At 67.5% G+C, this 20,846-nt stretch carries 33 protein-coding genes; 31 read left to right on the forward strand and 2 right to left on the reverse strand.

Annotated features, from left to right (window positions below; translation table 11 throughout):
• The first annotated feature begins 393 nt into the window (after window positions 1-393).
• From rpsJ to truA, 31 genes are all read left to right on the forward strand, one after another.
• Complete coding sequence (gene rpsJ, locus B7P34_RS18775; RefSeq protein WP_003948644.1) at window positions 394-702, forward strand: 30S ribosomal protein S10; 309 nt, start codon at window positions 394-396, stop codon at window positions 700-702.
• A 13-nt stretch (window positions 703-715) separates the two neighbouring features.
• Window positions 716-1,360 carry a 50S ribosomal protein L3 gene (rplC, locus tag B7P34_RS18780; RefSeq protein ID WP_004950432.1) on the forward strand — a complete coding sequence of 215 codons (645 nt, stop codon included), beginning with the start codon at window positions 716-718 and terminating at the stop codon, window positions 1,358-1,360.
• Window positions 1,361-1,368: 8 nt separating this feature from the next.
• Entirely contained in the window at window positions 1,369-2,019 is a 651-nt protein-coding gene (gene rplD, locus B7P34_RS18785; RefSeq protein ID WP_058046828.1) for a 50S ribosomal protein L4, read from the forward strand.
• Window positions 2,019-2,342: a 50S ribosomal protein L23 gene (gene rplW, locus B7P34_RS18790; protein WP_106677948.1), complete on the forward strand. Its 324-nt coding sequence runs from the start codon at window positions 2,019-2,021 to the stop codon at window positions 2,340-2,342. The genes rplD and rplW overlap by 1 nt, the downstream gene beginning before the upstream one ends.
• A 40-nt stretch (window positions 2,343-2,382) precedes the next feature.
• Window positions 2,383-3,219 carry a 50S ribosomal protein L2 gene (gene rplB / locus B7P34_RS18795; protein ID WP_106677950.1) on the forward strand — a complete coding sequence of 279 codons (837 nt, stop codon included), beginning with the start codon at window positions 2,383-2,385 and terminating at the stop codon, window positions 3,217-3,219.
• Between the two features lie 12 nt (window positions 3,220-3,231).
• The gene (gene rpsS / locus B7P34_RS18800; RefSeq protein ID WP_004950443.1) at window positions 3,232-3,513 is read left to right on the forward strand and encodes a 30S ribosomal protein S19; all 282 of its coding nucleotides are present in this window, start codon (window positions 3,232-3,234) and stop codon (window positions 3,511-3,513) included.
• A gap of 41 nt (window positions 3,514-3,554) precedes the next feature.
• Window positions 3,555-3,902, forward strand: a complete 348-nt coding sequence (gene rplV, locus B7P34_RS18805) for a 50S ribosomal protein L22 (protein WP_030685471.1) — start codon at window positions 3,555-3,557, stop codon at window positions 3,900-3,902.
• Window positions 3,902-4,729: a 30S ribosomal protein S3 gene (gene rpsC, locus B7P34_RS18810; RefSeq protein WP_106677951.1), complete on the forward strand. Its 828-nt coding sequence runs from the start codon at window positions 3,902-3,904 to the stop codon at window positions 4,727-4,729. Before rplV ends, rpsC begins: the two co-directional genes overlap by 1 nt.
• A 5-nt stretch (window positions 4,730-4,734) precedes the next feature.
• Window positions 4,735-5,154, forward strand: coding sequence for a 50S ribosomal protein L16 (gene rplP / locus B7P34_RS18815; protein ID WP_106677952.1), 420 nt, complete (start codon window positions 4,735-4,737; stop codon window positions 5,152-5,154).
• On the forward strand, window positions 5,154-5,378 hold the full coding sequence (gene rpmC / locus B7P34_RS18820) for a 50S ribosomal protein L29 (RefSeq protein WP_030368408.1): 225 nt from the start codon (window positions 5,154-5,156) through the stop codon (window positions 5,376-5,378). The genes rplP and rpmC overlap by 1 nt, the downstream gene beginning before the upstream one ends.
• Complete coding sequence (gene rpsQ / locus B7P34_RS18825; protein WP_019888756.1) at window positions 5,378-5,659, forward strand: 30S ribosomal protein S17; 282 nt, start codon at window positions 5,378-5,380, stop codon at window positions 5,657-5,659. Before rpmC ends, rpsQ begins: the two co-directional genes overlap by 1 nt.
• 126 nt (window positions 5,660-5,785) lie before the next feature.
• A complete protein-coding gene (gene rplN / locus B7P34_RS18830; RefSeq protein ID WP_099199421.1) occupies window positions 5,786-6,154 on the forward strand; it encodes a 50S ribosomal protein L14 in 369 nt (122 codons plus the stop codon).
• A 3-nt stretch (window positions 6,155-6,157) separates the two neighbouring features.
• A complete protein-coding gene (gene rplX / locus B7P34_RS18835; RefSeq protein WP_106677954.1) occupies window positions 6,158-6,481 on the forward strand; it encodes a 50S ribosomal protein L24 in 324 nt (107 codons plus the stop codon).
• The gene (gene rplE, locus B7P34_RS18840) at window positions 6,481-7,041 is read left to right on the forward strand and encodes a 50S ribosomal protein L5 (RefSeq protein WP_030368404.1); all 561 of its coding nucleotides are present in this window, start codon (window positions 6,481-6,483) and stop codon (window positions 7,039-7,041) included. The genes rplX and rplE overlap by 1 nt, the downstream gene beginning before the upstream one ends.
• A gap of 5 nt (window positions 7,042-7,046) precedes the next feature.
• The gene (locus tag B7P34_RS18845; protein WP_030368403.1) at window positions 7,047-7,232 is read left to right on the forward strand and encodes a type Z 30S ribosomal protein S14; all 186 of its coding nucleotides are present in this window, start codon (window positions 7,047-7,049) and stop codon (window positions 7,230-7,232) included.
• A gap of 229 nt (window positions 7,233-7,461) precedes the next feature.
• A complete protein-coding gene (gene rpsH, locus B7P34_RS18855) occupies window positions 7,462-7,860 on the forward strand; it encodes a 30S ribosomal protein S8 (protein WP_058046822.1) in 399 nt (132 codons plus the stop codon).
• A gap of 22 nt (window positions 7,861-7,882) precedes the next feature.
• Entirely contained in the window at window positions 7,883-8,422 is a 540-nt protein-coding gene (gene rplF / locus B7P34_RS18860; protein ID WP_106677955.1) for a 50S ribosomal protein L6, read from the forward strand.
• A 3-nt stretch (window positions 8,423-8,425) separates the two neighbouring features.
• Window positions 8,426-8,809, forward strand: coding sequence for a 50S ribosomal protein L18 (gene rplR, locus B7P34_RS18865; RefSeq protein WP_086567285.1), 384 nt, complete (start codon window positions 8,426-8,428; stop codon window positions 8,807-8,809).
• A 46-nt stretch (window positions 8,810-8,855) separates the two neighbouring features.
• Window positions 8,856-9,458, forward strand: a complete 603-nt coding sequence (gene rpsE, locus B7P34_RS18870; protein WP_106677957.1) for a 30S ribosomal protein S5 — start codon at window positions 8,856-8,858, stop codon at window positions 9,456-9,458.
• Window positions 9,458-9,640 carry a 50S ribosomal protein L30 gene (gene rpmD / locus B7P34_RS18875; RefSeq protein WP_086567281.1) on the forward strand — a complete coding sequence of 61 codons (183 nt, stop codon included), beginning with the start codon at window positions 9,458-9,460 and terminating at the stop codon, window positions 9,638-9,640. Before rpsE ends, rpmD begins: the two co-directional genes overlap by 1 nt.
• Before the next feature lies 1 nt (window position 9,641).
• A complete protein-coding gene (gene rplO, locus B7P34_RS18880) occupies window positions 9,642-10,097 on the forward strand; it encodes a 50S ribosomal protein L15 (protein WP_106677958.1) in 456 nt (151 codons plus the stop codon).
• 274 nt (window positions 10,098-10,371) lie between these two features.
• A complete protein-coding gene (gene secY, locus B7P34_RS18885) occupies window positions 10,372-11,613 on the forward strand; it encodes a preprotein translocase subunit SecY (RefSeq protein WP_435693970.1) in 1,242 nt (413 codons plus the stop codon).
• Window positions 11,613-12,269, forward strand: a complete 657-nt coding sequence (locus B7P34_RS18890) for an adenylate kinase (RefSeq protein WP_106677961.1) — start codon at window positions 11,613-11,615, stop codon at window positions 12,267-12,269. The genes secY and B7P34_RS18890 overlap by 1 nt, the downstream gene beginning before the upstream one ends.
• 95 nt (window positions 12,270-12,364) lie before the next feature.
• Entirely contained in the window at window positions 12,365-13,201 is an 837-nt protein-coding gene (gene map, locus B7P34_RS18895) for a type I methionyl aminopeptidase (protein WP_106677962.1), read from the forward strand.
• A 163-nt stretch (window positions 13,202-13,364) separates the two neighbouring features.
• Entirely contained in the window at window positions 13,365-13,586 is a 222-nt protein-coding gene (gene infA, locus B7P34_RS18900; protein ID WP_003956442.1) for a translation initiation factor IF-1, read from the forward strand.
• A gap of 59 nt (window positions 13,587-13,645) precedes the next feature.
• On the forward strand, window positions 13,646-13,759 hold the full coding sequence (gene rpmJ / locus B7P34_RS18905; RefSeq protein WP_003956441.1) for a 50S ribosomal protein L36: 114 nt from the start codon (window positions 13,646-13,648) through the stop codon (window positions 13,757-13,759).
• Between the two features lie 182 nt (window positions 13,760-13,941).
• Window positions 13,942-14,322, forward strand: a complete 381-nt coding sequence (gene rpsM, locus B7P34_RS18910; RefSeq protein WP_106677964.1) for a 30S ribosomal protein S13 — start codon at window positions 13,942-13,944, stop codon at window positions 14,320-14,322.
• A gap of 104 nt (window positions 14,323-14,426) precedes the next feature.
• Window positions 14,427-14,831, forward strand: a complete 405-nt coding sequence (rpsK, locus tag B7P34_RS18915; RefSeq protein WP_003948617.1) for a 30S ribosomal protein S11 — start codon at window positions 14,427-14,429, stop codon at window positions 14,829-14,831.
• Window positions 14,832-15,078: 247 nt separating this feature from the next.
• Entirely contained in the window at window positions 15,079-16,101 is a 1,023-nt protein-coding gene (locus B7P34_RS18920) for a DNA-directed RNA polymerase subunit alpha (protein WP_004946635.1), read from the forward strand.
• Between the two features lie 144 nt (window positions 16,102-16,245).
• Window positions 16,246-16,710 (forward strand): 50S ribosomal protein L17, encoded by a 465-nt coding sequence (gene rplQ, locus B7P34_RS18925; protein ID WP_030368392.1) that lies wholly within the window; start codon window positions 16,246-16,248, stop codon window positions 16,708-16,710.
• Window positions 16,711-16,789: 79 nt separating this feature from the next.
• A complete protein-coding gene (gene truA / locus B7P34_RS18930; RefSeq protein WP_106677965.1) occupies window positions 16,790-17,644 on the forward strand; it encodes a tRNA pseudouridine(38-40) synthase TruA in 855 nt (284 codons plus the stop codon).
• 81 nt (window positions 17,645-17,725) lie between these two features.
• Here truA and B7P34_RS39415 read toward each other — a convergent pair whose 3' ends face one another.
• Together B7P34_RS39415 and B7P34_RS37545 are read right to left on the reverse strand one after the other, a co-directional pair.
• A complete protein-coding gene (locus B7P34_RS39415; protein ID WP_106677967.1) occupies window positions 17,726-19,849 on the reverse strand; it encodes a glycosyltransferase family 4 protein in 2,124 nt (707 codons plus the stop codon).
• A gap of 147 nt (window positions 19,850-19,996) precedes the next feature.
• Window positions 19,997-20,846 (reverse strand): hypothetical protein (locus tag B7P34_RS37545; protein ID WP_223267987.1); only part of this gene is annotated, 850 nt, incomplete at its 5' end.

Consider the following 20,846-nt stretch of genomic DNA (forward strand, 5'->3'; position numbering starts at 1 on the left):
CGCCCGGGGTACGGTCTTTGGCTTCGATTGGCGCGCCCTCGGCCGCATATGGCACACTGTTCAGGTTGCTCGGTTGAGTGCCGATGCTGCGCGCCTCCCGCCGGGAGGACTGGAAGCGAGTCCCGCAGTACTCGTCACCCCTTCTCAGGGGTGGAAGTACGGGAATCTTCCGGGAAGTGTCAGCGGGGCCCCAGCCAGGCACTCGGTGGGTGTCTTTCCCCCACAACCCCCTTCACCAGGGATTTTCCTTAGGGAAAGCTGCTGGAAGGGGCGCGACACGCCCGACCGCGTGGGTCGGAGGTGGAGTGGGGAAGGACCGCGTTCCGGAAGCGATTCCGGGGCGCAGCCGGCCGAGTCCCAGAGCGTTACGAGAGACAGGACTACGAAGTAGCCATGGCGGGACAGAAGATCCGCATCCGGCTCAAGGCCTACGACCACGAGGTCATCGACTCCTCGGCGAAGAAGATCGTCGAGACGGTGACCCGCACTGGTGCGTCGGTCGCGGGCCCGGTGCCGCTGCCCACTGAGAAGAACGTGTACTGCGTCATCAAGTCGCCGCACAAGTACAAGGACTCGCGCGAGCACTTCGAGATGCGCACGCACAAGCGCCTCATCGACATCCTCGACCCCACGCCGAAGACGGTTGACTCGCTCATGCGTCTCGACCTGCCGGCGGGCGTCGACATCGAGATCAAGCTCTGAGGTGACGCGCGAGATGGCTAAGCAGATCAAGGGCGTCCTGGGCGAGAAGCTCGGCATGACGCAGGTCTGGGACGAGAACAACCGTGTCGTCCCGGTCACCGTTGTCAAGGCCGGCCCCTGCGTCGTGACGCAGGTCCGCACCAACGACGCCGACGGCTACGAGTCGGTCCAGATCGCCTTCGGCGAGATCGACCCGCGCAAGGTGAACAAGCCCCTCAAGGGCCACTTCGCCAAGGCCGACGTGACCCCCCGCCGCCACCTGGTGGAGATCCGCACCTCCGACGCCGCCGAGTACACCCTCGGCCAGGAGATCACCGCGGACGTGTTCGAGGCCGGCGTCAAGGTTGACGTCACGGGCAAGAGCAAGGGCAAGGGCTTCGCCGGTGTCATGAAGCGCCACAACTTCCGTGGCCTCGGCGCCGGGCACGGCACCCAGCGCAAGCACCGCTCCCCCGGTTCCATCGGTGGCTGTGCCACCCCGGGCCGTGTGTTCAAGGGCCTCCGCATGGCGGGCCGCATGGGCAACGAGCGGGTCACCACCCAGAACCTGACCGTCCACGCCGTTGACGCGGAGAAGGGCCTGCTCCTGATCAAGGGTGCGGTTCCTGGTCCGAACGGCGGCCTCGTCCTGGTCCGTACCGCGGCCAAGGGGGCCTGAGGTAACCGATGAGCACCATTGACATCCTTTCGCCGGCAGGCGACAAGGCCGGGACCGTCGAGCTCCCCGCGGAGATCTTCGACGCGAAGGTCAGCGTTCCGCTGATCCACCAGGTCGTCGTCGCGCAGCTGGCCGCTGCCCGTCAGGGCACGCACAAGACCAAGACCCGTGGCGAGGTCCGCGGCGGTGGCAAGAAGCCGTACCGCCAGAAGGGCACCGGTCGCGCCCGTCAGGGTTCGACCCGCGCGCCGCAGTTCGCCGGTGGTGGCGTCGTGCACGGTCCCGTGCCGCGTGACTACTCGCAGCGCACCCCGAAGAAGATGAAGGCCGCCGCCCTCCGCGGTGCCCTCTCGGACCGCGCTCGTCACTCCCGCATCCACGTCGTCTCCGACGTGGTCGAGGGTGCGGCGTCCACCAAGGCCGCCAAGAGCCTGTTCGGCAAGATCAGCGAGCGGAAGAACCTGCTCCTGGTCGTCGAGCGCTCCAACGAGGCCGCGTGGCTGTCCGCCCGCAACCTGCCCCAGGTTCACATCCTGGAGCCGGGCCAGCTGAACACGTACGACGTGCTCGTCTCCGACGACGTGGTCTTCACCCAGGCCGCCTTCGAGTCCTTCGTGTCTGGCCCCAAGGCCGTTGAGACCGAAGGGAGCGAGGCCTGATGACTGAGGCCGTCGTCACCAGCAAGACGTTCTCGGACCCGCGCGACCTCCTGGTCAAGCCGGTTGTCTCCGAGAAGAGCTACGCGCTGCTGGACGAGAACAAGTACACGTTCATCGTCGACCCGCGCGCCAACAAGACCCAGATCAAGCAGGCCGTCGAGGCGGTCTTCTCGGTCAAGGTCACCGGGGTCAACACGATCAACCGCCAGGGCAAGCGCAAGCGCACCCGCACCGGTTTCGGCAAGCGTGCCAACACCAAGCGCGCCATCGTGACCCTCGCCGAGGGCGACCGTATCGACATCTTCGGCGGTCCGACCGCCTAAGGGCGGTCTGGATCGTCCGGAATCGGACGAGGACTGAGAAATGGGTATCCGCAAGTACAAGCCGACGACCCCGGGCCGTCGTGGCTCCAGCGTCGCCGACTTTGTCGAGATCACGCGGTCCACGCCGGAGAAGTCGCTGGTCCGCCCCCTGCACAGCAAGGGCGGCCGTAACAACACCGGTCGTGTGACCGTCCGTCACCAGGGTGGTGGCCACAAGCGCGCCTACCGTGTGATCGACTTCCGTCGCCACGACAAGGACGGCGTGCCGGCCAAGGTCGCTCACATCGAGTACGACCCGAACCGCACCGCTCGCATCGCGCTGCTGCACTACGCAGACGGCGAGAAGCGCTACATCATCGCCCCGGCGAAGCTGAACCAGGGCGACCGGATTGAGAACGGCCCGACGGCCGACATCAAGCCGGGCAACAACCTCCCGCTCCGCAACATCCCGGTCGGTACCACGATCCACGCGATCGAGCTCCGTCCCGGTGGTGGCGCCAAGTTCGCCCGCTCTGCCGGTTCCTCCGTGCAGCTGCTGGCGAAGGAGGGCCAGTACGCCCACCTGCGCATGCCGTCCGGCGAGGTCCGCCTGGTCGACGTCCGCTGCCGCGCCACGGTCGGCGAGGTCGGCAACGCCGAGCAGTCGAACATCAACTGGGGCAAGGCCGGCCGCATGCGCTGGAAGGGCGTTCGCCCGACCGTCCGCGGTGTCGCGATGAACCCGGTTGACCACCCGCACGGTGGTGGTGAGGGCAAGACCTCCGGTGGTCGCCACCCGGTCTCCCCGTGGGGTCAGAAGGAGGGTCGTACTCGTTCTCCCAAGAAGGCGAGCAACAAGTACATCGTCCGCCGCCGCAAGACGAACAAGAAGCGCTAGGAGCGGGTTTAGATGCCGCGTAGTCTCAAGAAGGGACCCTTCGTCGACGGACACCTCATCAAGAAGGTGGACGCTCAGAACGAGGCTGGTACCAAGAACGTCATCAAGACCTGGTCCCGTCGCTCCATGATCGTGCCGGCCATGCTCGGCCACACGCTCGCGGTGCACAACGGCAAGACGCACGTCCCGGTGTTCGTCACCGAGTCGATGGTCGGCCACAAGCTCGGCGAGTTCTCGCCGACCCGCACCTTCCGCGGCCACGTCAAGGACGACCGCAAGTCGAAGCGCCGCTAAGCGGGGTGCGAACGACTATGACTGACACCGAAGGGACAACCATGGAAGCCAGGGCCCAGGCGCGGTACATCCGCGTCACGCCCATGAAGGCCCGCCGCGTGGTGGACCTCATCCGTGGCATGGACGCCACGGAGGCTCAGGCGGTCCTGCGTTTCGCCCCGCAGGCCGCGAGCGTGCCGGTGGGCAAGGTGCTGGACAGCGCCATTGCCAACGCCGCGCACAACTACGACCACACGGACGCCTCCTCGCTGTACATCAGCGAGGCGTACGTCGACGAGGGCCCGACCCTGAAGCGGTTCCGTCCGCGTGCCCAGGGCCGTGCCTACCGGATCCGCAAGCGGACCAGCCACATCACCGTGGTCGTCAGCAGCAAGGAAGGAACCCGGTAATGGGCCAGAAGGTTAACCCGCACGGGTTCCGGCTCGGCATCACCACGGACTTCAAGTCCCGCTGGTACGCCGACAAGCTGTACAAGGACTACGTCAAGGAAGACGTTGCCATTCGTCGCATGATGACGAAGGGCATGGAGCGCGCCGGTATCTCGAAGGTTGAGATCGAGCGCACCCGCGACCGCGTCCGCGTTGACATCCACACCGCCCGCCCGGGCATCGTCATCGGCCGCCGTGGCGCCGAGGCCGACCGCATCCGTGGCGAGCTGGAGAAGCTGACCGGCAAGCAGGTCCAGCTGAACATCCTCGAGGTCAAGAACCCCGAGGTCGACGCTCAGCTGGTGGCCCAGGCCGTCGCCGAGCAGCTGTCCTCCCGCGTCTCCTTCCGTCGCGCCATGCGCAAGAGCATGCAGTCGACGATGAAGGCCGGCGCCAAGGGCATCAAGATCCAGTGCGGTGGCCGTCTCGGCGGCGCCGAGATGTCCCGCTCGGAGTTCTACCGCGAGGGCCGTGTGCCCCTGCACACGCTCCGCGCGAACGTCGACTACGGCTTCTTCGAGGCCAAGACCACCTTCGGCCGCATCGGCGTGAAGGTCTGGATCTACAAGGGCGACGTCAAGAACATCGCCGAGGTCCGCGCCGAGAACGCCGCTGCGCGTGCGGGCAACCGCCCGTCCCGTGGCGCCGGCGAGCGCCCGGCCCGTGGTGGCCGTGGCGGCGAGCGTGGCGGCCGCGGCCGCAAGCCGCAGCAGAGCGCCGCTGCCGAGGCCCCCAAGGCCGAGGCCGCTGCCGCTGCTCCGGCTGAGTCCACCGGAACGGAGGCCTGACCGACATGCTGATCCCTCGCAGGGTCAAGCACCGCAAGCAGCACCACCCCAAGCGGAACGGCATGGCCAAGGGTGGCACCGAGCTCGCCTTCGGTGAGTACGGCATCCAGGCCCTGACCCCGGCCTACGTGACGAACCGTCAGATCGAGTCCGCTCGTATCGCCATGACGCGTCACATCAAGCGTGGCGGCAAGGTGTGGATCAACATCTACCCGGACCGTCCGCTGACGAAGAAGCCGGCCGAAACCCGCATGGGTTCCGGTAAGGGTTCTCCGGAGTGGTGGATCGCGAACGTCAAGCCCGGTCGGGTGATGTTCGAGCTGTCTTTCCCGAACGAGAAGGTTGCTCGTGAGGCGCTGACCCGCGCCGCCCACAAGCTTCCGATGAAGTGCCGCATTGTTCGGCGCGAGGCAGGTGAGTCGTGATGGCCGCTGGTATCAAGGCGACCGAGCTGCGCGAGCTCAACGACGAGGACCTCGTCGCGAAGCTCCGTGAGGCCAAGGAAGAGCTGTTCAACCTCCGCTTCCAGGCGGCCACGGGGCAGCTCGAGAACCACGGTCGGCTCAAGTCCGTCCGTAAGGACATCGCCCGGATCTACACCCTGATGCGCGAGCGTGAGCTGGGCATCGAGACGGTGGAGAGCGCCTGATGAGCGAGAAGAATGTGACTGAGACGAACGAGCGCGGCTTCCGCAAGACCCGTGAGGGTCTCGTCGTCAGCGACAAGATGGACAAGACCGTCGTCGTCGCCGTCGAGGACCGCGTCAAGCACGCGCTGTACGGCAAGGTCATCCGCCGTACGAACAAGCTCAAGGCGCACGACGAGCAGAACGCTGCCGGTGTCGGCGACCGCGTCCTCCTGATGGAGACCCGGCCGCTGTCCGCCACCAAGCGCTGGCGCGTCGTCGAGATCCTCGAGAAGGCCAAGTAAGTAATTCCCGCAAGGGAATTACCCATGCAATCTGTCTGAGGGGTTTCCCTCGGATAAGTTCCGCCAGGCTCGGCAGGGGCTCTTCGGAGCCCCTGCCGGGAACCGGCAGACGATCAGGAGATAGACGTGATCCAGCAGGAGTCGCGACTTCGGGTCGCCGACAACACTGGTGCCAAGGAGATCCTTTGCATCCGTGTTCTCGGTGGTTCGGGTCGCCGCTACGCGGGCATCGGTGACGTCATCGTCGCCACCGTCAAGGACGCGATCCCCGGTGGCAACGTGAAGAAGGGTGACGTCGTCAAGGCCGTCATCGTTCGCACCGTCAAGGAGCGCCGCCGTCCGGATGGCTCGTACATCCGTTTCGACGAGAACGCCGCTGTCGTTCTCAAGAACGACGGTGACCCCCGCGGCACCCGTATCTTCGGCCCCGTGGGCCGAGAGCTGCGCGAGAAGAAGTTCATGAAGATCGTCTCGCTCGCGCCGGAGGTGCTGTAACCGATGAAGATCAAGAAGGGCGACCTGGTCCAGGTCATCACCGGTAAGGACAAGGGCAAGCAGGGCAAGGTCATCCAGGCCTTCCCGGCTGAGGACCGTGTTCTCGTCGAGGGTGTCAACCGGGTCAAGAAGCACACCAAGGCCGGCCAGACCGCTCGCGGTTCCAAGACCGGCGGCATCGTGACGACCGAGGCCCCCGTCCACGTGAGCAACGTTCAGCTCGTCGTGGAGAAGGACGGCAAGAAGGTCGTCACCCGCGTCGGTTACCGCTTCGACGACAACGGCAACAAGATCCGCGTTGCCAAGCGCACCGGTGAGGACATCTGATGACTGCCACCACCAACGCGCCGCGTCTCAAGCTGCGCTACCGCGAAGAGATCGTCGGCAAGCTGCGTGAGGAGTTCTCCTACGAGAACGTCATGCAGGTTCCCGGCCTCACCAAGATCGTGGTCAACATGGGTGTGGGCGACGCCGCCCGCGACTCCAAGCTGATCGAGGGCGCCATCCGCGACCTCACCACGATCACCGGCCAGAAGCCCGCCGTCACCAAGGCTCGCAAGTCCATCGCGCAGTTCAAGCTGCGTGAGGGCCAGCCGATCGGCGCCCACGTCACCCTCCGTGGTGACCGCATGTGGGAGTTCCTGGACCGCACCCTGTCGCTCGCGCTGCCGCGCATCCGCGACTTCCGTGGTCTGTCCCCGAAGCAGTTCGACGGTCGGGGCAACTACACCTTCGGTCTCACGGAGCAGGTCATGTTCCACGAGATCGACCAGGACAAGATCGACCGCGTCCGGGGTATGGACATCACCGTGGTGACCACGGCGACCAACGACGACGAGGGCCGCGCCCTCCTTCGTCACCTCGGCTTCCCGTTCAAGGAGGCGTAAGCGAGATGGCGAAGAAGTCTCTGATTGCCAAGGCTGCTCGCAAGCCGAAGTTCGGTGTGCGCGCGTACACCCGCTGCCAGCGCTGCGGCCGCCCGCACTCCGTGTACCGCAAGTTCGGCCTCTGCCGCGTGTGCCTTCGTGAGATGGCTCACCGTGGCGAGCTGCCGGGCGTGACCAAGAGCTCCTGGTAACAACCCACTTGGGTTGACCAGGACTCTCGGTAAGCATCAAGGATGGCGGTCGCCCGGCCCGATCAACTCCGGTGAGCTTCGCGCTCGCGTAGAGTTGAAGGGTTGGGTGCCCGCCGCCCATGACCGTCTTACTACGCCGTAGGTCCCCGCGCCGCACCCGCCCCGACCCTGTTCGGGGAGAGGGATGGCGCACATAGGAAACCCCGGCGAGAGAGGCCGAAGGCCAAACATGACCATGACCGATCCGATCGCAGACATGCTGACCCGTCTGCGGAACGCGAACTCGGCTTACCACGACTCCGTGGCCATGCCCCACAGCAAGATCAAGGCGCACATCGCCGAGATCCTGCAGCAGGAGGGCTACATCGCCGGCTGGAAGGTCGAGGACGCCGAGGTCGGCAAGAGCCTCGTCATCGACCTGAAGTTCGGTCCGAACCGCGAGCGCTCGATCGCCGGGATCAAGCGCATCTCGAAGCCGGGCCTGCGTGTCTACGCAAAGTCCACCAACCTGCCGAAGGTCCTCGGCGGCCTGGGCGTGGCGATCATCTCCACGTCCCACGGTCTCCTGACCGGTCAGCAGGCCAGCAAGAAGGGCGTGGGTGGGGAAGTCCTCGCCTACGTCTGGTAACCAGGGAACGGAGGAATAGCCAATGTCGCGTATTGGACGGCTGCCCATCCAGGTTCCCGCTGGTGTGGACGTCACCATCGATGGCCGTACGGTGCACGTGAAGGGCCCCAAGGGTTCCCTCACGCACGCCGTTGCCGCGCCCATCGAGATCGCTAAGGCCGAGGACGGCACCCTTGTCGTCACTCGTCCGAACGACGAGCGTCAGAACAAGGCCCTGCACGGCCTGTCCCGCACGCTGGTGGCGAACATGATCACCGGCGTGACCGCGGGCTACAGCAAGGCTCTCGAGATCAGCGGTGTCGGTTACCGCGTCCAGGCCAAGGGCTCCAACCTGGAGTTCTCCCTGGGCTACAGCCACCCGATCCTGATCGAGGCCCCCGAGGGCATCACCTTCAAGGTCGAGTCGCCCACCAAGCTCAGCGTCGAGGGCATCGACAAGCAGAAGGTCGGCGAGGTTGCCGCCAACATCCGCAAGCTTCGCAAGCCCGACCCCTACAAGGCCAAGGGCGTGAAGTATGCGGGTGAGGTCATCCGCCGCAAGGTCGGAAAGGCTGGTAAGTAAGCCATGGCATACGGTGTGAAGATCGCCAAGGGCGACGCGTACAAGCGCGCTGCCAAGGCGCGCCGCCACATCCGCATCCGCAAGAACCTGTCGGGTACGGCCGAGCGCCCGCGTCTCGTCGTGACGCGCTCGAACCGTGGCATCACCGCGCAGGTCATCGACGACCTCAAGGGTCACACCCTGGCGTCGGCGTCCCACCTGGACGCTTCGATCCGCGGTGGCGAGGGCGACAAGAGCGCCCAGGCCAAGAAGGTCGGCGCCCTGGTCGCCGAGCGTGCCAAGGCCGCCGGTGTCGAGGCCGTCGTGTTCGACCGCGGTGGCAACCAGTACGCCGGGCGCATTGCCGCTCTGGCTGACGCCGCCCGCGAAGCCGGGCTGAAGTTCTAAGCCCCGGTTCCGGAGCTAGCGGACGTAACAGAGAGAGGTAAATCCAATGGCTGGACCCCAGCGCCGCGGAAGCGGTGCCGGTGGCGGCGAGCGGCGGGACCGGAAGGGTCGCGACGGTGGCGCTGCCGCCGAGAAGACCGCGTACGTTGAGCGCGTAGTCGCGATCAACCGCGTCGCCAAGGTTGTCAAGGGTGGTCGTCGCTTCAGCTTCACCGCGCTCGTCGTGGTGGGTGACGGTGACGGCACCGTGGGTGTCGGTTACGGCAAGGCCAAGGAAGTTCCGGCTGCCATCGCCAAGGGCGTGGAAGAGGCCAAGAAGAACTTCTTCAAGGTCCCCCGTATCCAGGGCACCATCCCGCACCCGATCCAGGGCGAGAAGGCCGCGGGCGTCGTCCTGCTCAAGCCGGCTTCCCCCGGTACCGGTGTTATCGCCGGTGGCCCGGTGCGTGCCGTGCTCGAGTGCGCCGGCGTTCACGACATCCTGTCGAAGTCGCTCGGTTCTTCGAACCCGATCAACATCGTGCACGCCACGGTGACGGCCCTCCAGGGACTCTCCCGTCCCGAGGAGATCGCCGCCCGTCGTGGCCTGCCGCTGGAGGACGTGGCTCCCGCCGCTCTGCTGCGGGCGCGTGCAGGGGTGGGTGCGTAATGGCTCGCCTCAAGGTCACGCAGGTCAAGTCCTACATCGGCAGCAAGCAGAACCACCGCGACACCCTTCGTTCGCTTGGTCTCAAGCGCATGAACGATGTGGTTGTCAAGGAGGACCGCCCCGAGATCCGCGGCATGGTGCACACCGTCCGCCACCTCGTGACGGTCGAGGAGGTCGACTGACATGGCGGAGCAGAACCCGCTGAAGGTCCACAACCTCCGTCCCGCCCCGGGCGCCAAGACCGCCAAGACCCGTGTTGGTCGTGGTGAGGCGTCGAAGGGTAAGACGGCCGGTCGTGGTACCAAGGGCACGAAGGCCCGTTACCAGGTTCCGCAGCGCTTCGAGGGTGGGCAGATGCCCCTCCACATGCGCCTGCCGAAGCTCAAGGGCTTCAAGAACCCGTTCCGCACCGAGTTCCAGGTCGTGAACCTGGACAAGCTGGCCGCGCTCTACCCGCAGGGTGGCGAGGTCACGGTGGCCGACCTGGTCGCCAAGGGTGCGGTTCGCAAGAACCAGCTCGTCAAGGTCCTGGGCCAGGGCGAGGTCTCCGTGGCGCTGCAGGTGACGGTCGACGCCGTCTCCGCCTCCGCCAAGGAGAAGATCGCCGCTGCCGGCGGCACCGTCACCGAGCTCGTCTGAGCTCGTTGAACTCACAACCGGGGATGTCCCAAAAGGGGCATCCCCGGTTGGTCGTTCCAAGGGGGGCACGGTCGCCGGTAAGGTGGCGTGCACTGTTAACCTCCGCGCGGGCTGTGTCCGCGCGGATTTTGACTGATAAGTATTCGTCGATCCTCAAGACCGTCACCTCTCGCGTGGCAACGTGAGAGGCGCAGGAGGCACCGTGCTCACCGCGTTCGCCCGGGCGTTCAAGACGCCCGACCTGCGCAAGAAGCTGCTGTTCACGCTGGGCATCATGGTGCTCTTCCGGCTCGGTGCTCATGTACCGGTGCCGGGCGTCGACTACCGCAATGTCCAGATGTGCATGGACCAGACCAAGAGTGGTCAGGGCCTCTTCGGCCTCGTGAACATGTTCAGTGGTGGCGCGCTGCTGCAGATCACGATCTTTGCGCTCGGGATCATGCCGTACATCACGGCGAGCATCATCCTGCAGCTCCTGACCGTCGTCATTCCACGGCTGGAAGCCCTCAAGAAGGAGGGTCAGTCGGGGCAGGCAAAGATCACGCAGTACACGCGTTATCTGACCGTGGCTCTTGCCGTCCTCCAGGGCACCGGCCTGGTGGCCACTGCGCGCAGCGGTGCCTTGTTCGGGGGCTGCACCGTCGGGAACCAGATCGTTCCCAACCAGTCGATCTTCACCACCGTCGTCATGGTCGTCACCATGACCGCGGGCACCTGCCTGATCATGTGGCTCGGTGAGCTCATCACCGACCGCGGCATCGGCAACGGCATGTCGATCCTGATGTTCACCTCCATCGCCGCCGGCTTCCCGACCGCCCTCTGGGCGATCAAGCTGCAGGGCAACCTGATGGGCGGCTGGCTGGAGTTCTCGCTGGTCATCCTCTGCGGCCTGGCGATGGTCGCGCTCGTGGTCTTCGTCGAGCAGGCCCAGCGCCGGATCCCCGTGCAGTACGCCAAGCGCATGATCGGCCGCCGTTCCTACGGCGGCACGTCCACCTACATCCCGCTCAAGGTGAACCAGGCGGGTGTGATTCCCGTCATCTTCGCCTCGTCGCTGCTCTACATCCCGGCGCTGCTCGTGCAGTTCACCGGGTCCAAGGCGGACTGGGCGGAGTGGATCCAGCGCAACCTGGTCAAGGGTGACCACCCGATCTACATGGTCACGTACTTCCTGCTGATCGTTTTCTTCGCGTTCTTCTACGTCGCCATCTCCTTCAACCCCGAAGAAGTTGCCGACAACATGAAGAAGTATGGTGGGTTCATCCCGGGCATCCGGGCGGGTCGTCCCACCGCGGAGTACCTGAGCTACGTGCTGAACCGCATCACGTGGCCGGGCTCTCTCTACCTGGGGCTGATCGCCCTGGTGCCCACGGTGGCACTGGTCACACTCAACGCAAACCAGAACTTCCCGTTCGGGGGAACCAGCATCCTGATCATCGTGGGTGTCGGTCTGGAGACTGTGAAGCAGATCGAGAGCCAGCTTCAGCAGCGCAACTACGAAGGGTTCCTCCGCTGATGCGAATCGTCCTCGTCGGGCCGCCCGGCGCCGGCAAGGGTACGCAGGCCGCGTACCTCGCCAAGAACCTCGCGATCCCGCACATCTCGACGGGCGACCTCTTCCGGGCGAACATCAGCCAGGGCACGCCCCTGGGCCAGAAGGCCCAGGAGTACATGCGGGCCGGCCAGCTCGTGCCGGACGAGGTCACCATCGGCATGGCCAAGGACCGCATGGACCAGGCGGACGCCGCCGACGGCTTCCTGCTGGACGGCTTCCCGCGCAACCTGGCCCAGGCCGAGGCACTGGACGCCATCCTCAAGGCCGACGACCTCAAGCTGGACGCCGTCCTGGACCTGGAGGTCCCGGAGGACGAGGTCGTCAAGCGGATCGCCGGTCGCCGGATGTGCCGCAAGGACAGCTCGCACATCTTCCACGCGATCTACAACCCGCCGGCCGTGGAGGGCGTCTGCGACACCTGCGGTGGCGAGCTGTACCAGCGCGAGGACGACAGCGAGGAGACCGTCCGCCGCCGGCTGGAGGTCTACCACAGCGAGACCGAGCCGATCATCGACTACTACAAGGCCCAGGGCCTCGTGGTGACGATCTCGGCCCTCGGCAAGGTCGACGAGGTCACGAAGCGGGCGATGGCCGCGCTGGAGCGCGACGCCGCCTGACATGGCCAGTGACTACGGCCGCGGTGCCCTTCGGGGCACCGCGGCCGTAGTGTTTGTTTGAGTATTCAGGACCGCAAGACCCAGGAAGGCATCCCATGGTCGAGATCAAGACCGCCGAGCAGATCGCGAAGATGCGCGAGGCGGGGCTGGTCGTCGCCGCCATCCACGCGGCCACCCGGGAGGCGGCCGTGCCGGGTGCCACGACCAAGGACCTGGACGAGGTCGCCCGCAAGGTGATCGCCGAGCACGGCGCGAAGTCGAACTTCCTCGGGTACGGCGGCTTCCCCGCCACCATCTGCACCTCGGTGAACGAGGTCGTCGTCCACGGCATCCCGGACGAGAAGACGGTCCTCAAGGACGGCGACATCATCTCGATCGACGCCGGCGCCATCGTGGACGGCTGGCACGGCGACGCGGCCTTCACGGCCTTCGTGGGCACCGGTCACGCTCCGGAGCTGATCGAGCTCTCCCGGGTGACCGAGGAGTCCATGTGGGCCGGCATCGCCGCCGTGAAGAACGGCAACCGCCTGGTGGACATCTCCAAGGCCATCGAGGGCTACATCCGCCGCCAGCCCCGCCCGGCGACCGGCAAGTACGGGATCATCGAGGACTACGGCGGCCACGGCATCGGCTCCGAGATGCACATGGACCCGCACCTGCTGAACTACGTCTCCCGCAAGCGCGGCAAGGGCCCCAAGCTCGTCCCGGGCTTCTGCATCGCCATCGAGCCCATGGTGAGCCTCGGCACGGCCCGCACGCACGTCCTGGAGGACGACTGGACGGTCCTCACGGACGACATGTCCTGGTCCTCCCACTGGGAGCACTCCGTCGCCCTGACGGAGGAAGGCCCGCTGGTCCTGACGGCGGTCGACGGCGGCAGGGCGAAGCTGGCGGAATACGGCGTCACGGCGGCCCCGGACCCCCTGGCGTGAGCGCCGCTTAAGGATCACTGCGGCCGGGCAGTCACCCCTGGATTAGTCTTTCGGGTTGCCCTGACGTAGACTGACGCGTCGGCTCTCGTGTATCCGCATGCCTTCGTACCGATGGCACGCACATACGAGAGTTGATCAAGGTAGCCGATTCGAAAGGCGAAGCGTGGCCAAGAAGCAAGGTGCCATCGAGATCGAGGGCACCGTGATCGAGTCTCTGCCGAACGCGATGTTCAAGGTGGAGCTCCAGAACGGTCACAAGGTCCTCGCGCACATCAGCGGCAAGATGCGTATGCACTACATCCGCATCCTTCCGGATGACCGGGTCGTCGTGGAGCTCTCTCCCTACGACCTGACGCGTGGCCGGATCGTCTACCGCTACAAGTAGATCTTGTCGACGCCCCATGTCCATGGGGTGACGGCACTGACCCGGAGAACCTCACACCCATGAAGGTCAAGCCGAGCGTCAAGAAGATCTGCGACAAGTGCAAGGTGATCCGCCGCCACGGCCGGGTCATGGTCATCTGCGACAACCTGCGCCACAAGCAGCGCCAGGGCTGACGCAGAACCTGCACTCCGCAGTTTCTTCGCGCGACGCGAGCAAAAAACGTACATACGCAGAGCCCGTCCGGTGTTCGATCACCGGCGACACCTCCGGCGGGGGCCGGGGACCCGGGACGTACCTAGTACGGCGACCGGGAGCGGCTCTGTGTCAGACCCCCGAGAACATCTGGAGCCATTGAATGGCACGCGTTTCCGGTGTTGACATCCCGCGCGAAAAGCGCGTGGAGATCGCACTCACCTACGTCTTCGGTATCGGCCGTACCCAGTCGCAGACGATCCTCGCCGCGACCGGTGTGAACCCGAACACCCGCGTTCGTGACCTGGTCGAGGAGGACCTGGTCAAGATCCGCGAGTACGTGGACGCCAACCTCAAGACCGAGGGTGACCTCCGTCGCGAGATCCAGGCCGACATCCGCCGCAAGGTCGAGATCGGCTGCTACCAGGGTCTGCGTCACCGCCGTGGCCTGCCCGTTCACGGTCAGCGCACCAGCACGAACGCCCGTACCCGCAAGGGCCCGCGTCGCGCCATCGCCGGCAAGAAGAAGCCGGGCAAGAAGTAGTCCGCAGCGGACGCCGCGGATCTTCGGGGGGCGACCCCCGAGGCCTCCGCACTCCAGCGGTCTTCGCTGTAGGACCGACCACCTCCCTCCATCAGGAGTAAGACATGCCCCCCAAGGGTCGTCAGGGCGCTGCCAAGAAGGTGCGCCGCAAGGAAAAGAAGAACGTCGCTCACGGCCACGCGCACATCAAGAGCACGTTCAACAACACCATCGTTTCGATCACCGACCCCACGGGCAACGTGATCTCCTGGGCCTCCGCCGGCCACGTCGGCTTCAAGGGCTCGCGCAAGTCCACCCCCTTCGCCGCGCAGATGGCCGCCGAGTCGGCCGCCCGCCGCGCGCAGGAGCACGGCATGCGCAAGGTTGACGTCTTCGTCAAGGGCCCGGGTTCCGGTCGCGAGACCGCCATCCGTTCGCTCCAGGCGACGGGCCTCGAGGTCGGCTCCATCCAGGACGTCACCCCGACGCCGCACAACGGCTGCCGTCCCCCCAAGCGCCGCCGCGTCTGACGCTGCGCTGAGCTTGGTGGTGCGGCTCCCGGCTGGGGGTGTGGGGGTCATCCCCCACATGTCGCAGTACGGCTGCCGTCCCCCCAAGCGCCGCCGCGTCTGATCCACCGGGCCGCGAGGCCCGCTGATCAACGCGCCGCTTCGTACGGCACACGGGCGGTACGGCTCCTCGGGGCCGTATCGCCCGTACCCTTGTAGTACCTCAGGGCATCAAATAGTGGGTGTCCATGACTGAAGGATTCATCGCATGCTGATCGCTCAGCGTCCCTCGCTGACCGAAGAGGTCGTCGACGAGTTCCGCTCGCGGTTCGTGATCGAGCCGCTCGAGCCGGGCTTCGGCTACACCCTCGGCAACTCCCTGCGCCGTACGCTCCTCTCCTCGATCCCGGGTGCGGCGGTCACGTCCATCCGCATCGACGGTGTCCTGCACGAGTTCACCACCGTGCCGGGCGTCAAGGAGGACGTCACCGACCTCATCCTGAACATCAAGCAGCTGGTCGTCTCCTCGGAGCACGACGAGCCGGTCGTGATGTACCTGCGCAAGCAGGGCCCGGGTCTGGTCACCGCCGCCGACATCGCCCCGCCGGCCGGCGTCGAGGTGCACAACCCCGACCTGGTCCTGGCGACCCTGAACGCCAAGGGCAAGCTGGAGATGGAGCTGACCGTCGAGCGCGGTCGCGGCTACGTCTCCGCCGTCCAGAACAAGCAGGTGGGCCAGGAGATCGGCCGCATCCCGGTCGACTCCATCTACTCGCCGGTCCTCAAGGTCACCTACAAGGTCGAGGCGACCCGAGTCGAGCAGCGCACCGACTTCGACAAGCTGATCGTCGACGTCGAGACCAAGCAGGCCATGCGCCCGCGCGACGCCATGGCGTCCGCCGGTAAGACCCTGGTCGAGCTGTTCGGTCTGGCCCGCGAGCTCAACATCGACGCCGAGGGCATCGACATGGGCCCGTCCCCGACGGACGCCGCCCTGGCCGCTGACCTGGCGCTGCCGATCGAGGAGCTCGAGCTCACCGTTCGCTCGTACAACTGCCTCAAGCGCGAGGGCATCCACTCCGTGGGTGAGCTCGTCGCCCGCTCCGAGGCCGACCTGCTCGACATCCGCAACTTCGGTGCGAAGTCGATCGACGAGGTCAAGGCGAAGCTGGCCGGCATGGGCCTGGCCCTCAAGGACAGCCCGCCCGGATTCGACCCCACCGCTGCCGCGGACGCCTTTGGTGCGGACGACGACGCGGACGCCGGGTTCGTGGAGACCGAGCAGTACTGACGGTCTTCGGCTGCGGGCCGGCTTCGGCTGGTCGCGCAGTTCCCCGCGCCCCTTACGGGGCGCGGGTCTCCGACGGGCAACCGCTCGCTCGGATACTGACTCCGGTACCTGACACGGCCGGGGCAGACACCTAGGAGAAACACCATGCCGCGTCCCACCAAGGGTGCCCGTCTGGGCGGCGGTGCCGCGCACGAGAAGCTGATGCTGGCGAACCTCGCCAAGTCGCTCTTCGAGCACGGCCGCATCACGACGACCGAGGCCAAGGCCCGCCGCCTGCGTCCGGTCGCCGAGCGCCTGATCACCAAGGCGAAGAAGGGCGACATCCACAACCGTCGCCAGGTGCTGCAGACGATCACGGACAAGGGCATCGTGCACGTGCTCTTCACCGAGATCGCGCCGCGCTTCGCCGAGCGTCCGGGTGGCTACACCCGCATCACCAAGATCGGCAACCGTCGTGGCGACAACGCCCCGATGGCCGTGATCGAGCTCGTCGAGGGCGAGATCGCCAAGAAGGCGACCGTCGCCGAGGCCGAGGCCGCCACCAAGCGTGCGGTCAAGGAGTCCGAGGCTGCCGCCGAGGCTCCGGCCGAGGAGTCGAAGGACGCCTGACGACGCTGATGCGTGTCAGTGACGGGCCCGCCCCTTTCCGGGGGCGGGCCCGTCCCGCATTTCTTGAGAGGAACTCTCGGTGAGTGACGAGGTGGCACCCGGTTTCGTGCGGGTGCGGCTGGACCTGTCGTACGACGGCAAGGACTTCTCCGGCTGGGCCAAGCAGCGCGAGGGCCGGCGCACGGTGCAGGGTGAGATCGAAAGCGCCATCCGGACCGTGACCCGGTCCAAGGAGACGTACGAGCTGACGGTCGCCGGCCGTACCGACGCCGGGGTGCACGCGCGGGGCCAGGTCGCGCACGTCGACCTGCCGGCCGAGGTGTGGGCCGAGCACGAGGAGAAGCTGCTGCGGCGGCTGGCCGGCCGGCTGCCCCACGACGTACGGGTGTGGAAGGTCGCCGAGGCGCCGGCCGGGTTCAACGCGCGCTTCTCCGCGATCTGGCGGCGCTACGCCTACCGGGTGACGGACCATCACGGCGGCGTCGATCCGCTGCTGCGGGGTCATGTGCTGTGGCACGACTGGCCGTTGGACGTGGCCGCGATGAACGAGGCCGCCGGGCACCTGGTCGGTGAGCACGACTTCGCCGCGTACTGCAAGAAGCGCGAGGGCGCCACGACCATCCGGACGCTCCAGCAGCTCAGTTGGGAGCGGGGCGCGGACGGGATCATCACCGCGACCGTGCGGGCGGACGCCTTCTGCCACAACATGGTGCGGTCGCTGGTGGGCGCGCTGCTGTTCGTCGGGGACGGGCACCGGCCGGTGGAGTGGCCCGGGCAGGTGCTTGCCGCGCGGGTGCGCGATTCTGCGGTGCATGTTGTGCGGCCGCACGGGCTCACCCTGGAGGAGGTCGGGTACCCGGTCGACTCCGAGCTCGCGGCGCGGAACATCGCGGCGCGGAACAAGAGGTCGCTGCCCGGCGAGGGTTGCTGCTAGAGATCGGGGCTCTGCCCCGGACCCCGGTCCTCAATCGCCGGACGGCTCTGTTGTTACCAGGGCCGTCCGGCGATGGGGTTTTCAGGCCGGGCAGCTGATCGCCAGGTCGCTGTTGACCGTGAAATACGGCTTGATGCCGTCGACCTTCGGGTACAGGTCCGTCTTGTTGCGATCGACGATGTCGCCGATGAGGCGGGCCACCTTGACCGGCTCGCCGTCCGGGGTGAGGCGCAGGGCCAGGTCCCAGACGGTGTTCTCCTCGCCCGTGCCGCGGGCGTGCCGCAGCTCGGCGTAGGGGATGGTGACCCGGAAGGTCGTGCTGTCGACGGCGGTGACCTCGGCGGTCACCCGGTCGGCGGTCTCGGCGCGCGGGGTGGCGACGAGGACCGGCTCGGTGCCGTCGGCGAACTCGGCGCCGTGCAGGGTGCCTTCGACGGTGAGGGCCGACTCGTCCTGGCGGATGGTGCGGGCCTCGGCGTGGACGGGGCGGTTCCAGGCGCGCAGGGCGAGGAAGCCGTCGACCGTCGGGTAGGGCACCCACCAGGTGAAGGGGGCGCCGGGCAGCGGCTCCAGCTCGACGAGGCCGCGGCCTTCGGCGAGGTGGGAGACGACGCGGCGGCGGGCGCCGTCGTCGCCGCGGACGACGTGGAGGTCCCAGCGGCCCTCGCCCAGGCGGAGCTGCTTGCGGTCGAGGACGGCGGTGTAGGGGGCCTTGGGGCCGGTCGGTGCCGTGAGGGGCACGTTGACGGGCTTGCCCTCCTTGCGGCGGGTGACCGTGAGGGAGAGCTTCTCGCCGGAGAGGCCCTTGCGGTCGACCGCGACGTGGATGTTGCCGTCGGCGTCGACGCGGCAGGAGGCGGTGCAGCGCAGCGGCTTGCGGACGATCTCCTTGATCGCGGCCTTCACCGGCGGGGTGGAGGGCTTGGCGACGCCGCGGCGCAGCGGGCGCAGCAGCTTGCCGGCCGTGCGGCGCAGCATCTTGGAGAGGGGGACCGGCGCGGGCTTGCGCTCGGCCGTCGCCGCGCCGGAGCCCGCGGGGGCGGACGCCGGGGCGGAGCCGTCGCGGGGCCCGCCGAGGCTCTCGATGAGTTCCTCGTAGCGGCGGGCGATGGCGTCGGGGTGGTAGCGCTCGGCGGAGACGAGGGCGTTCTTGCCCATGGTGTGCCGCAGCTCGTCGTCCTCGATGAGCTTGAGGAGGCCCTTGGCGATGGCGTCGCTGTCGAGGTTGGTGACGAGGAGGCCGTCGTGGCCGTCCTTGATGATCTCGCCGGGGCCGTGCGGGCAGTCGGTGGCGACGACGGGGACGCCGCAGTTCATGGCCTCCACGATCGTCATGCCGAAGGACTCCTCGCGGGAGGTGACGGCGGCGATGGAGCCCTTGGCCCACTCGGTCTCGATGGGGGAGTGGGCGCCCATGAGGGTGATGTGGTCGGCGAGGCCGAGCTGGTCGATCTGCTCGCGGAGCTTGGCCTGCTGGGGGCCGCGGCCGTAGATGCGCAGCTTCCAGTCGGGGCGGGTGGCGGCGACGGTGGCCCAGGCCTTGACGAGGAGGTCGTAGCGCTTGACGGGGATGAGGCGGCCGGCGGCGACGACGAGCTTGGCGTTGCCGTCGGAGGGCTCGACCTCGGAGGCGGGGACGCCGTTGGGCAGCGCGATGAGCTTGGTCTTGACGTCCGGGAACTGCTCGCGGTGGGTCGCGGCGTCGGCGTCGGAGACGGCGGTGTGCGCGTCGAGGTGCGGGATGGCGCGGTCCTGGGCGGCGCGGATGTTCGGCTCGTGGGTGCCGTAGATCCGGTGCTCCTGGCCGATCCGCAGGTAGCGGTCCTGTCCGAACTCGGCCAGGTACATGACGAGGCCGGGGCGGGTGGCGATGACGACGTCGGCGTCGGTGCGGGCGAGGTGCTCGGCGACGCGCTTGTCGGTCAGGGCGCTGAAGTGGGCGCCCTTGGCCTCGACGGAGGGGATGTGGGCGCTGTCCTGCTCCAGCAGGGGGTTGTCCCGGTCGGCTCCGGTCTCGGCGCGGGTGTCGATCAGGTGGACCAGCTTCACCTTGCGGTGCAGGGGGAGCTTGGGCGTGCCGCCCGTCCTGTGGATCGACACGATCTCCACGTCGTGCCGGGCGGCGAGCGCACTGGCGACGTTGAACGTGGAGCGGATCGTGCCGCCGATGCCGTAGGCGTTCTGCAAAAGGAAAGAGATCTTCATGGCGGTGTGTGCGCGGCGCGAGCGGGCGGCGCGTCCGTCCTTCCCCCTGGCCTGGGTGTACGGGTCTCCCCTCGGCCGGACGCCTCGCTGGTCCGGTCCGATCCGTCGGTTAAGACCGTTGGGAGGGATTTCGGTTGCCTGTGCAGGCTACATTGTGGCTTGAGTCACATCGTTCACGTCAAGGGTGAGATCGTTCTCCGGGTCGAAGACGGGGCGCACGGCGACGGTGCCGCGCACGGGGTGTTCGAGGGTGCGCGCCGGGTGGACGTCGGTGCGCTTGCGGTCGACGCCGTCGCCGGTGAGACGCCCGAGCGGGACGTGCGGTTCCGCGGGTGCGGGGCGCAGGGCGAGCCGCCACACATCGTGTGCGGTGCCGCGGCGGGCGAAGAGCAGGTCGTACGGGACGGTGCAGCGCAGCTGCCGCTCGCCGAGGGCGGTGACCGGCACGTCCACGTCGTAGGAGCCGTCCTCGGGTGAGACGAGGACGAGGCGCGAGGCGGGCGTGAGGGGTGCCGCGGTGCCGTGCAGGGTGGCGGTCACGGTGAGGGAGGCCTCGCCGATGGTGATCGCGTCGAGTTCGGCGTGGGCGGGGCGGCGCCAGGTGCGCAGGGTGAGGGAGCCGGCGGCGGTGACGTAGGGCACCCACGCCGTGACGTGGCCGGCGGCGTCGCTGCCCAGGGGCAGGGTCAGCAGGCGGGCCTGTTCGACGAGGTCGGCGGCGACGCGGGCGCGCTTGCCGTCGTCGGCGCGCTCGACGAAGAAGTCCCAGCGGCCCTCGGCGAGCGTGGTGCCGGCCCGGTCGAGGACGGCGGTGAGCGGGCCCTTGCCGGTCGCGGGGCGGGTGAGGGGGAGCTCGATGCGCTCGCCCTCGCCGGTGCCGTCGGTGCCCTGGGAGAGGTTGTAGGTCTTGTGGCCGCCGCGCTCGCCGTCCTGCAGCTGGTAGCCGTCGCCGCCCTTGGTGGTGGAGAGCTGGACGGTGCCGCTGTAGGTGCTGGTG

It is taken from the genome of Streptosporangium nondiastaticum, from assembly GCF_003011965.1.
Classification (GTDB): Bacteria; Actinomycetota; Actinomycetes; order Streptomycetales; family Streptomycetaceae; genus Streptomyces; species Streptomyces nondiastaticus.

What these genes read in the sequence shown, in the direction of transcription:
- rpsM (WP_106677964.1), top strand. Translation starts at nt 13,942, where the DNA reads ATGGCACGCGTTTCCGGTGTTGACATCCCGCGCGAAAAGCGCGTGGAG.
- rpsE (WP_106677957.1), top strand. Translation starts at nt 8,856, where the DNA reads ATGGCTGGACCCCAGCGCCGCGGAAGCGGTGCCGGTGGCGGCGAGCGG.
- rplW (WP_106677948.1), top strand. Translation starts at nt 2,019, where the DNA reads ATGACTGAGGCCGTCGTCACCAGCAAGACGTTCTCGGACCCGCGCGAC.
- map (WP_106677962.1), top strand. Translation starts at nt 12,365, where the DNA reads ATGGTCGAGATCAAGACCGCCGAGCAGATCGCGAAGATGCGCGAGGCG.
- rplX (WP_106677954.1), top strand. Translation starts at nt 6,158, where the DNA reads ATGAAGATCAAGAAGGGCGACCTGGTCCAGGTCATCACCGGTAAGGAC.
- rplD (WP_058046828.1), top strand. Translation starts at nt 1,369, where the DNA reads ATGAGCACCATTGACATCCTTTCGCCGGCAGGCGACAAGGCCGGGACC.
- rpmD (WP_086567281.1), top strand. Translation starts at nt 9,458, where the DNA reads ATGGCTCGCCTCAAGGTCACGCAGGTCAAGTCCTACATCGGCAGCAAG.
- rplP (WP_106677952.1), top strand. Translation starts at nt 4,735, where the DNA reads ATGCTGATCCCTCGCAGGGTCAAGCACCGCAAGCAGCACCACCCCAAG.
- rplO (WP_106677958.1), top strand. Translation starts at nt 9,642, where the DNA reads ATGGCGGAGCAGAACCCGCTGAAGGTCCACAACCTCCGTCCCGCCCCG.
- rpsK (WP_003948617.1), top strand. Translation starts at nt 14,427, where the DNA reads ATGCCCCCCAAGGGTCGTCAGGGCGCTGCCAAGAAGGTGCGCCGCAAG.
- rpsQ (WP_019888756.1), top strand. Translation starts at nt 5,378, where the DNA reads ATGAGCGAGAAGAATGTGACTGAGACGAACGAGCGCGGCTTCCGCAAG.
- rplV (WP_030685471.1), top strand. Translation starts at nt 3,555, where the DNA reads ATGGAAGCCAGGGCCCAGGCGCGGTACATCCGCGTCACGCCCATGAAG.
- secY (WP_435693970.1), top strand. Translation starts at nt 10,372, where the DNA reads ATGGTGCTCTTCCGGCTCGGTGCTCATGTACCGGTGCCGGGCGTCGAC.
- rpsJ (WP_003948644.1), top strand. Translation starts at nt 394, where the DNA reads ATGGCGGGACAGAAGATCCGCATCCGGCTCAAGGCCTACGACCACGAG.
- B7P34_RS18920 (WP_004946635.1), top strand. Translation starts at nt 15,079, where the DNA reads ATGCTGATCGCTCAGCGTCCCTCGCTGACCGAAGAGGTCGTCGACGAG.
- rpmC (WP_030368408.1), top strand. Translation starts at nt 5,154, where the DNA reads ATGGCCGCTGGTATCAAGGCGACCGAGCTGCGCGAGCTCAACGACGAG.
- rplB (WP_106677950.1), top strand. Translation starts at nt 2,383, where the DNA reads ATGGGTATCCGCAAGTACAAGCCGACGACCCCGGGCCGTCGTGGCTCC.
- B7P34_RS39415 (WP_106677967.1), bottom strand. Translation starts at nt 19,849, where the DNA reads ATGAAGATCTCTTTCCTTTTGCAGAACGCCTACGGCATCGGCGGCACG.
- rpsC (WP_106677951.1), top strand. Translation starts at nt 3,902, where the DNA reads ATGGGCCAGAAGGTTAACCCGCACGGGTTCCGGCTCGGCATCACCACG.
- B7P34_RS18845 (WP_030368403.1), top strand. Translation starts at nt 7,047, where the DNA reads ATGGCGAAGAAGTCTCTGATTGCCAAGGCTGCTCGCAAGCCGAAGTTC.
- rplQ (WP_030368392.1), top strand. Translation starts at nt 16,246, where the DNA reads ATGCCGCGTCCCACCAAGGGTGCCCGTCTGGGCGGCGGTGCCGCGCAC.
- rplC (WP_004950432.1), top strand. Translation starts at nt 716, where the DNA reads ATGGCTAAGCAGATCAAGGGCGTCCTGGGCGAGAAGCTCGGCATGACG.
- rplF (WP_106677955.1), top strand. Translation starts at nt 7,883, where the DNA reads ATGTCGCGTATTGGACGGCTGCCCATCCAGGTTCCCGCTGGTGTGGAC.
- B7P34_RS18890 (WP_106677961.1), top strand. Translation starts at nt 11,613, where the DNA reads ATGCGAATCGTCCTCGTCGGGCCGCCCGGCGCCGGCAAGGGTACGCAG.
- rplR (WP_086567285.1), top strand. Translation starts at nt 8,426, where the DNA reads ATGGCATACGGTGTGAAGATCGCCAAGGGCGACGCGTACAAGCGCGCT.
- rpsS (WP_004950443.1), top strand. Translation starts at nt 3,232, where the DNA reads ATGCCGCGTAGTCTCAAGAAGGGACCCTTCGTCGACGGACACCTCATC.
- rpmJ (WP_003956441.1), top strand. Translation starts at nt 13,646, where the DNA reads ATGAAGGTCAAGCCGAGCGTCAAGAAGATCTGCGACAAGTGCAAGGTG.
- rpsH (WP_058046822.1), top strand. Translation starts at nt 7,462, where the DNA reads ATGACCATGACCGATCCGATCGCAGACATGCTGACCCGTCTGCGGAAC.
- rplE (WP_030368404.1), top strand. Translation starts at nt 6,481, where the DNA reads ATGACTGCCACCACCAACGCGCCGCGTCTCAAGCTGCGCTACCGCGAA.